5 protein-coding genes are annotated in these 8161 nt (G+C 38.4%); all 5 read left to right on the top strand.

The genetic code is table 11. The features are described from left to right. The first annotated feature begins 129 nt into the window (after positions 1-129). The 5 genes from zwf (at position 130) to alaS (ending at position 8058) form a co-directional block, all read left to right on the top strand. Positions 130-1617, top strand: a complete 1488-nt coding sequence (gene zwf, locus IV81_RS07790; RefSeq protein WP_057803959.1) for a glucose-6-phosphate dehydrogenase — start codon at positions 130-132, stop codon at positions 1615-1617. Positions 1618-1625: 8 nt separating this feature from the next. Then, positions 1626-2750, top strand: coding sequence for a DNA polymerase IV (gene dinB / locus IV81_RS07785; protein ID WP_138473759.1), 1125 nt, complete (start codon positions 1626-1628; stop codon positions 2748-2750). An 83-nt stretch (positions 2751-2833) separates the two neighbouring features. Then, complete coding sequence (locus IV81_RS07780) at positions 2834-3769, top strand: DHH family phosphoesterase (RefSeq protein WP_057803955.1); 936 nt, start codon at positions 2834-2836, stop codon at positions 3767-3769. Positions 3770-3783: 14 nt separating this feature from the next. Next, positions 3784-5145 (top strand): DEAD/DEAH box helicase, encoded by a 1362-nt coding sequence (locus IV81_RS07775; RefSeq protein WP_057803953.1) that lies wholly within the window; start codon positions 3784-3786, stop codon positions 5143-5145. Positions 5146-5415: 270 nt separating this feature from the next. Next, positions 5416-8058: an alanine--tRNA ligase gene (gene alaS, locus IV81_RS07770; RefSeq protein WP_057803951.1), complete on the top strand. Its 2643-nt coding sequence runs from the start codon at positions 5416-5418 to the stop codon at positions 8056-8058. Positions 8059-8161: the final 103 nt, after the last annotated feature.

The following is an 8161-nucleotide window of genomic DNA, read 5'->3' as shown; positions in this document are numbered from 1 at the left end:
CACACCAAATATTGTACAGCCATTTGTTTAGCTAGACTGCGAATCATAATTCGCGGTCTTTTTTTCTTGTTAGAAGTTTTATAATGATTCATAATTGAGGTATTGAAAATCGAAAGTGAGGATATAAGAATGAATCAAAAGGCACTATTTATTATTTTTGGTGGTACTGGGGATTTGGCTTATCGTAAACTATATCCAGCATTATTTAACTTGTATGAGAAAGGCTACTTGAAAGAAGACTTTGCTGTGATTGGGACTGCCAGACGTCCCTGGTCTAATGACCATTACCACGAAGTTGTGATGAGTGCTATTGAAGATGCTGGCCGTGATTCTGGACGAACAAATGATGATTTACCTCGTAAGTTTGCCAATCACTTTTACTATCAGTCGCATAACGTTGATGATGTTGATCACTACGTTGCTCTTAGAAAATTGGCGGATGAGTTGGATGAAAAGTATCAACTAGAGGGTAATCGCATTTTCTATTTAGCAATGGCTCCGCGTTTCTTTGGAACAATTGCAGGCCATTTGAAAGATCAGCAGTTATTAACTGATGGAGATGGATTCAATCGATTGATCATTGAAAAGCCTTTTGGTCGTGACTATCCAAGTGCAAAAGAACTTAATGACTCAATTTCTGGTTCGTTTAAAGAAGAACAAATTTTTAGAATCGATCACTATTTGGGGAAAGAACCAATTCAGTCAATTGCTGGGCTACGATTTGGAAATGCGCTCTTTAATTCGTTATGGAGTAAAGAGCATATTGATAACATTCAGATTACGCTTGCTGAATCGTTAGGTGTTGAAGAACGAGCCGGATATTATGAAACAGCAGGGGCAATGCGTGATATGGTTCAAAACCACATTATGCAAATCGTGTCGCTCCTGACAATGGAAAGACCAGACGTTTTTGATCCTAGTCACTTACGAGAGAAAAAAATCGAAGCAGTTGAAAATATTCAAATGTATTCCAAAGAAGAAGTTGATCAAAATTTCGTTAGGGGACAGTATGGTGAAGACGAGTTCAAAACGCAGCTAGCATATCGAGATGAAGAAGGTACGGATGACAATTCACAAATTGAAACCTTCGTGGCTGGAAAGCTAATTACTCATAACCCATCTCTGGATGGTGTTCCAATATACATTCGGACCGGTAAACGACTTACTAAAAAGTCGACACAAGTAAACATTGTTTTTAAGAACAATGATAAGAACATTTTTTCAGATAATCCCGATGAAAAACTGGAGACCAATGTTTTAACAATGCATATTGAACCGGACCAAGGATTTACACTTGAATTTAACACAAAAACGGGTAATCAAGGCTATAAACTATCACCTGTCCATTTAAGATATCGTAAGACCGCTGCTGAAAAAGCGCGCATTCCGGATGCCTATGAAGGACTAATTCGAGATGCATTAGCGGGGGATAAAACCAATTTTGCTCACTGGCACGAGGTAGCGCAAGCTTGGAAGATCATGGATGTCGTTAGGAATACATGGGATGCTGAAACTCCGGATTTTCCTAATTATGTTAGTGGTAGCATGGGACCGCAAGCAGCCGATGACCTATTGACGAGGGATGGTCGAGAATGGGTGTTTAATCCACGTAAATAGTGATGCAGATGAGTGATACAAAAGAATTAACGCCGATTAATATTGATGATAAACGAAAAATTATTCATGTTGATATGGATGCATTTTATGCTTCAATCGAAATGAGAGACAATCCAGCTTTTAAAAAAGTACCGCTAATTGTTGCACATGATCCACGTAAAACAGGGGGACATGGGGTTGTAACGACCGCAAACTATGTTGCCCGAAAATTTGGTGTGCATTCAGCAATGTCGGCAATGAAAGCTCTGGAATTATGTCCACAAGCAACCTTTAAGGATCCAGATTTCCCCAAATATCGGTTCGTGTCAGATCAGATTCACCGCATTTTCCATATGTTTACGGACAAAATTGAGCCGATTGCGTTTGATGAAGCGTATTTAGATGTTACGGATGATAAAAAAGGCATCGGGGATGCCGTGTTAATTGCGCATGAAATTCAAAAAGTTATTTTTGATGAGACAAACCTAACCTGTTCAACGGGGGTCTCTTATAATAAATTTCTTGCTAAAATGGCATCCGAATATTCCAAACCGGTGGGTGTCGCAATCATTGAACGTGATGATGTTACCGAGTTTCTGAAAAATATTCCAATTGAACGTTTTCGGGGAGTTGGTAAGAAAACAGTTCCTAAGATGCATGAACTAGGAATTTTTAAGGGTGCGGATTTAATTAAAGTTAGTGAAAATGATTTGATTCATTACTTTGGCAAGTTCGGCTATGTTCTTTATCGATGGGTTCGCGGTCAGGATGATCGTCCGGTAGAATATCAACGCGAACGAAAGTCAATTGGAAAAGAGGAAACTTATGGTAAACCACTGACGAGTGATTCTGAGGTTGAAAGCCGGTTAAGAGTGATTTCCGAAAAGCTACTTGACGCAGTCTTAAAACGCCAAAAACATGGTAAAACGATCGTATTAAAACTAAGATATAGTGATTTTGAAACAGTGACAAAAAGGGTCACACTTGATGAATTCATTCAAAATGATGTCGAAACGTATTATTTTTACTCCAAACAAATTTTTGACGACATTGCAGATATTGATCGGCAAATTAGGTTACTCGGGATCACATTAACAAATCTTACTGATCAAAACTTTCAGGAAGTTTCTTTGCCGCTGTTTAAACATTTCTAGAATATTTATGATATGCTAAGAGATACTGAATAAAATATAAGCTTAATTGATAAATTTAAAAGAGTGGGATAAACGAAATTATAATGGACATACTTGAAGAGATTTTAGAGCAAATTAAAAAATACAATCGGATTATTATTCATCGTCATCAACGCCCAGACCCCGATGCAATTGGTTCTCAGGTTGGATTGGCAAAAATATTGCAAGCTTCATTTCCTCACAAACAAATCAAAGTGGTCGGAAAACAAATTGATGGCTTGAGTTGGCTGGGAAACATGGATGATGTCGAAGGTGAGTTCTTTGATGACGCTTTGGTAATTGTCATTGATACCGCAAATTCACCACGGATTGATGATCGTCGATTTGAAAATGGAGCATTTTTGATAAAAATTGATCATCATCCAAATGACGATCAATTTGGTGATTTAATGTGGGTTAAAGAGGAGGCTTCGAGTAGTTCGGAATTAGTTTTTGATTTCTTTGCACGTTTTAAGGATCAATTAACACTGACTAAAGAAGCTGCTCGTGATTTATACGCTGGAATTGTCGGCGATACAGGTAGATTTATGTATCCTTCCACCAGCGCGCATACGCATAATGTAGTTGCCGGACTGATGGAAACTGGATTTGATATGGTGGAAGTTAACCAAACTCTCGACGGTATTCCAGAATCAGTTGCTCATTTATCCGCTTATGTATATGACAATTTAAAAATTAACTCTAACGGAGCGGCATATATTGTTTTGAGTAAAGAAGTTCTTGAAAAATTCAATTTAAAGGACGCTGGAACTGCTGGGATTGTATCAATCCCCGGTCGAATTCTGACCGTTAAATGGTGGGCGATATTTGTTGAACAAGATGATCACTCCTATCGGATTCGATTACGATCAAAGGGTCCGGTAATTAATGAGTTGGCCAAAAAACATGATGGTGGCGGACATCCATTAGCTAGCGGAGCTAAAGCAAAAAATCTAGAAGAAGTTAACCAAATTATCAGCGAATTAGATCAATTGGCTTAGACAAGGAGTAATTAATGAACGAATTTCAGAAGTTTAATTTAAAGCCCTTTTTGATGCAAGCATTAGATCAAATTGGATTTAAAAAACCAACACCAGTGCAGGAAAAGGTTATTCCTTTGATTGCTGCAAAAAAGAGTGTTGTTGGACAATCTCAAACTGGGAGCGGAAAAACACATGCGTTTCTTTTGCCAATTTTTGACGACATAGATCCTGAATTAAATGCAATTCAAGCAGTTATTACAACGCCAAGTCGAGAACTTGCTTATCAGATTTATGAGGATGCCAAGCAACTAGCATCAACTTCAGAAATTAAAATTGAAATTGGTAATTATGTTGGGGGAACCGACAAGAAGCGCCAGATTGAAAAACTTAATCATCATCAACCGGCAATTATAATTGGTACTCCAGGGCGTGTTTTGAATCTGTTGAAAGAGCGAGCACTAAACTTTCGACAGGTTAAGTACATGGTAATTGATGAAGCTGACATGACGCTCGATATGGGCTTTTTAAATGCGGTGGATCAAATCGCAGCAAGTATGCCGGAAAAACTACAGATATTAGTTTTTTCAGCAACAATTCCTCAGAAATTAAATGTATTTTTGAAAAAGTACATGGACAGTCCTGTAATTGAATCAATTCCAACCGAAACGACGATTAGTCCAACCATTAAAAATATCTTGATCTCGACTAAAAGTCAGGGTAAAAATCATTTAATTTATCAGTTGTTAACGATGGGTGAACCCTATCTAGCCTTGGTTTTCACGAATACTAAGGAACGAGCAGATGAGTTAACGGATTACCTTAAGGGACAAGGTTTGGATGTAGCTAAAATTCATGGTGGAATTCAACCCCGTGAACGTAAACGAATTATGAAAGATATTCATCGATTACGTTACCAATACGTTATTGCAACCGATTTAGCTGCTCGAGGAATTGATATTGATGGAGTTTCATTAGTAATTAATGATGATATTCCAACCGACTTAGAGTTCTTTATCCATCGAGTTGGAAGGACTGGGCGGAATGGAATGTCCGGAACGGCAATCACACTGTATACGCCTAATGAAGAAGATGAAGTTGCTGCGGTAGAAAAAATGGGGGTAGAGTTTTTACCTCAACAAATTCGAAATGGTGAATTGGTTGATACTTACGACCGGGATCGAAGAAAAAACCGAAAACTGAGTCAAAAGAAACTTGATCCTACCTTAATTGGAATGGTTAAAAAGAAGAAAAAGAAGGTTAAGCCAGGATACAAGCGGCGAATTCGTAAAGCAATTTCAGAAAAGGAACTGCGAGATCGTCGGATGGAACAACATCAGGCGGTACGAGAAGCTAAAAAGGCTAAGATAAAGCAATCACGTTCAAAGCGAAGATAAATTTTGACAAGTTATGCTGATTTTTCTATAATTGGCGTAAATCATTATTCACAAGGGACATCCATTTGGCAATCATTTGGCTTAGAGAGATTCTGGTTGGTGAAAGGAATTCAAATGAGCTACAGTGGGCTACCCGGTTATGGTGAATCGTTTTTCCAGCGTTAATGGAACTTAAGAGGTATACGATCAAACATCGTTGCAAGTAAAGTGGTACCGCGTTTAGGCGTCTTTATTTTACATGCAATGGTGTTTTTATTTTAGGAGGAAAAAATGGAGAGAAAATCAAGTAGTGAAATTCGGCGGATGTACCTAGATTTCTTTAAAAGCAAAGGGCATGTAGTTGAACCTAGTGCATCATTAGTTCCACAGGATGATCCAACTTTGTTATGGATTAATTCTGGTGTAGCAACGATGAAGAAGTATTTTGATGGGAGCGTTGTTCCAGATGTGCCACGTTTGACTAGTTCGCAAAAAAGTATCCGAACCAATGATATTGAGAACGTTGGTCACACCGCTCGACATCACACATTGTTTGAAATGCTAGGAAATTTTTCCGTTGGTGATTATTTTAAAGAGGAGGCCATCCATTGGGCATGGGAATTATTAACGTCCAAAGAATGGTTTAGTATGGATCCGGATAAACTTTTTGTTACCGTCTATCCTAAAGACCAAGATGCTAAAAAGATTTGGCTGGAGACTGGTATTGATCCCACTCATATTGTCGAAGTTGAAGATAATTTTTGGGATATCGGTGAAGGGCCAAGTGGTCCAGATTCTGAAATTTTCTATGATCGCGGAGAATCATTTAACAATCTTTCCGATGATGATCCCGAAAACTACCCGGGCGGAGAAAATGAGCGCTGGTTAGAGATTTGGAATATTGTATTTTCACAATTTAATCATCAACCAGATGGTAGCTATGAACCACTTCCACATAAAAACATTGATACGGGGATGGGATTGGAACGAGTAGTCTCTGTTTTCCAAGATGCGCCAACTAATTTTGAAACGGATCTTTTTTTACCAATTATCCATGAAGTAGAAGATTTAAGTGGGAAAAAGTACGGTGTTAATCAGGAAAACGATATTTCATTTAAAGTAATTGCTGATCATGCTCGAGCAATCACCTTTGCAATTGGTGATGGAGCGATTCCTTCGAATGAAGGCCGTGGTTACGTAATTCGACGTTTATTACGTCGAGCAGTGATGCATGGGAAGAAGTTAGGCATTAACGACGCTTTCTTGTACAAAATGGTTCCGGTGGTTGGTCAAATTATGAAAGATTATTATCCGGAAGTTTTGAAAGATAAGGATTATATTTCTAAGGTTGTAAAGTCAGAAGAAGATCGATTTAGTGAGACTTTAACTGATGGAATTGAACTCTTAAATTCTATTATTGAAGAAACTCAAACAAAAAAAGAGAAGACGATTTCTGGTGTGGATGCTTTCCGGCTCTTTGATACCTATGGTTTTCCATTAGAACTTGCAAAGGAATATGCTAGCGATAAGGGATTGGATATTGATGAAGAAGGCTTCAAGGCGGAAATGCAAAAGCAAAAAGAACGCGCACGTTCTGCCAGATCGACTGAAAAATCCATGGGTGTTCAATCCGATTTGTTAACCGATTTAAAGACAAAGAGCCAATACGTTGGATACAATACTTTAAAGGTTGATGATGCTGTTCTTGAAGATGTCATCCAGGACGGAAAACTTAGCGATGAAGTGAAGGTTGGCGAGGCACAAGTTCTCTTTAGCGTGACACCATTCTATGCTGAAATGGGAGGACAAGTTGCTGATCAGGGTGAAATTAGAAATCAAGATGGTGAAGTTGTTGCCGAAGTGGTTGATGTACAACATGCTCCGAATGGACAAAACTTGCACACAATTAATGCATTAAAACCAATGCAAAGTGGTGAAAACTATACTCTTGAGGTAAATCGAGCATTTCACTTAAAGGTAGAAAAGAATCATACGGCGACACATTTGTTAGACCAAGCACTTCGCGACATATTGGGTGATCATACTCAACAAGCGGGTTCATTAGTCGAACCAGGATATTTACGTTTTGATTTCACCCATTTTGGATCAGTTACGGATCAAGATTTAAAACGGGTTGAAGAAATTATTAATGAAAAAATTTATGACGAAATTCCTGTGACAACAATTGAAACTGATATTGAAACAGGTAAAAAGATGGGTGCAATTGCGCTGTTCAATGATAAATATGGTAAGAATGTTCGCGTTGTAAGCATTGGCGACTACTCTAGGGAATTTTGTGGTGGAACGCATGTTAAAAACACCAACGAAATCGGTTTGTTTAAAATTGTTTCTGAATCCGGTGTGGGGGCAGGAGTGAGAAGAATTGAAGCCGTAACTTCCCAGGCAGCGTTAGAATTTTTAAACTCTGAAGAAAATCTGCTCAAGAAGACGGCGTCACTTCTAAAATCGGCTCAGCTAAAAGATGTTCCTAACAAAGTTGAACAAATGCAGGCAGGATCTAAGGATTTAACCCGTCGAATTAATCAATTAGAGGATAAAATTGCTAAGTCGCAGGCGGCTAATATTGGTGATCAATTAGTAGAAATTAATGGTATTCGATTAATTGCTGCTAATGTTCAAGTTTCTGGGATGGATCAATTACGTCAAATGGCAGACGATTGGAAAAATAAAGATCAATCGGACGTGCTAGTATTGGCTGCCAAAATTGGTGAAAAAGCTAATTTAATTGTAGCAGTTAAAGATGATCTAATTAAAAAAGGGATTAAGGCTGGAGATTTGATTAAAGCGATTGCGCCGAAGGTAAATGGTGGCGGTGGTGGTCGTCCTAATTTAGCTCAGGCTGGAGGATCTAATCCTGAAAATATTCCAGCGGCTCTCTCTGAAGCGGCAAGCTGGTTAAAGGGCAATGCGTAATTTGATTTAAACTTTGTAAAATATGGCCTGAAACTTTAATTTAAAAGAGCTACGTAACGCAGTAGACTTTGGATTCGTTTTTTAAAATGAATCCAAAGATCCG

The organism is Pediococcus stilesii (assembly GCF_001437075.1).
Lineage (GTDB): Bacteria > Bacillota > Bacilli > Lactobacillales > Lactobacillaceae > Pediococcus > Pediococcus stilesii.
The sequence above is the reverse complement of the archived record's forward strand: the minus strand, read 5'-3'. Positions and strand labels throughout refer to the sequence as shown.